Genomic DNA, 1812 nt, shown 5'->3' with positions numbered 1-1812 from the left:
ACGGCCTGGGCGCGCCTCCTGGCCTTCCCGGCTGCCCCGTGCTTCCCCCCGGCCGCCCCGCGCCTCTTCCCGAGCGCCCCGTGCCTCTTTCCGGCCTTCGGGGGCCGGGGCGGCGGTGCGGCTCGGCCGGCCGGGGGCCGCGCCCCTGCCTCGGGACGCGGCTCGGCGCGGGCCCGGGACCGCCGACTGCGGTGCGGAAGGGGTCAGTCGCAGTTCGTATTCGCCGGTGCTCGGATTGAGTACCCACTGGTCTGCGGGATCGATGTTCTCCGCCCGCCCACGGCCTTGCGCGTCCACGGTTGCCTGAATCCTCCGTCGGGGCCACGCGGCGCCTTCCCCCTCCGAGGCGCTCGGGTCTCGTACATGCAGTGCGCGACCCCTGGACGGACTGTGGCCGGGAGCCGGGTGCACCGGATCGCTCACACTATCCGCCCAGTTCAGCGCCAAGCGACGGCGGTGACAAATTCCACGTCCCTACAACTGGGCAATCCGGCGCATTTCCCGGAGCGGGAGTGTGCCGACTTGGTGTGTCCTTTACCGGCAGTGGTCGTCGGCGGCGGTGTTCCCGCGGAAGGTGGGGGTGGGGGAGTCGCGGGCGGCCGGCTCCTCGGAATCGTCGCGAGGGCCGGAATGCGGGGTCACCTCCACGGGGCGGTCGGTGCGCAGCCGCTCGAACAGCCGCTCCGCCTCGGGCTCCACGAGCTGGTCGCGATTGGCGTTGTAGACGTACGACTCTCGCGGAACCGTCAGGAACTGCACACGTTCGGTGGGGATGTCGCGCAACCCACGGACAAGTTGGTACAAACCGCGCAGACTGGCCAGTCCCGGGTCGGTGGTGAGCGCGGACGTCGCCGCGTCGAGCACGGGGTAGAGCTTCGCCGGGTTCAGCAGCACGTCGTTGCCGCGCACCTTGTTGACCAGGGCCGCGAGAAAGCGCTGCTGGCGGTCCATGCGGTCGGTGTCGCTGCCGTCGCCGAGGGACTTGCGGGCGCGGACGTAGCCGAGTGCCTGCTCGCCGTTGAGCGTCACGGTACCGGCGGGAAGGTGAAGCCTGGCGGCCTTGTCGTGAATGGCCTGCTTCAAGCAGATCTGTACGCCGTCGACGGCATCGACCATCTCCTTGAAGCCGGTGAAGTCGACGACCATGTGGTGATCGACGCGAATACCGCTCAGCTGCTCCAGGGTTCGCACCGTGCACGCCGTACCGCCGCTCTCGAAGGCGTGGTTGAACATCGCGAACGTCGGTTCGGCGCGCGAACCGTCCCGGCGCAGACAGGCGGGCACGTCCACCATGAGGTCGCGGGGTATGGAGACGGCGGTCGCGCTGCGGCGGCCGGCCGCGAGGTGCAGCAGGATCGTGGTGTCCGAACGCTCGGTCCCCGGATCCCGCCCGTAACGGCCGTTGCCGGCCCCGGAACGCGAGTCCGAGCCGATCACCAGGATGTTGCGCGCGTCCCGCACCAGGGAGGTGGGGCGTTCCTTCTCGTACCGGGCGAGTTCCGCGGCCGCGGCCTCGTCGGGCGTGATGTTCCCGTCGAGCTTGGCGTAGATGGCCGAGGCGGTCCCGACGGCCGCCGCCACGACGGCGGTCACGCCGAGCGTGCCGACACGTGTCCAGCCCCTCCTGCGCCGGCGTATCAGCCCGACGCCGGAGGCCGACACCCCGAGCCCCGGCCCGAGGGCCCGTCCCGTGCGCCCGGACGGCGGCGTGCCTGCGGTGTCGCTCACGACTGAGTCCACCCCTCGTGGGAGTACGAGCGTGACGTCCTGCTGCTCCTACGACCATGACCCGGACGGGGTGGGGGCGGGGGG

The 1812-nt window shown here is 71.3% G+C and carries 1 protein-coding gene and 1 pseudogene; both read right to left on the bottom strand.

Translation table 11 applies throughout. The features are described from left to right. Positions 1 to 297 (bottom strand): annotated as a pseudogene (locus tag CCN42_RS45280) (LCP family protein); the annotation flags it as partial. A 237-nt stretch (positions 298 to 534) separates the two neighbouring features. Continuing rightward, positions 535 to 1728 carry an LCP family protein gene (locus CCN42_RS37940; RefSeq protein WP_086741791.1) on the bottom strand — a complete coding sequence of 398 codons (1194 nt, stop codon included), beginning with the start codon at positions 1726 to 1728 and terminating at the stop codon, positions 535 to 537. Positions 1729 to 1812 lie beyond the last annotated feature (84 nt).

The sequence above is a fragment of the Streptomyces glaucescens genome (assembly GCF_002154375.1).
GTDB lineage: Bacteria > Actinomycetota > Actinomycetes > Streptomycetales > Streptomycetaceae > Streptomyces > Streptomyces glaucescens.
This window is presented reverse-complemented; position numbering and strand designations above follow the sequence as displayed.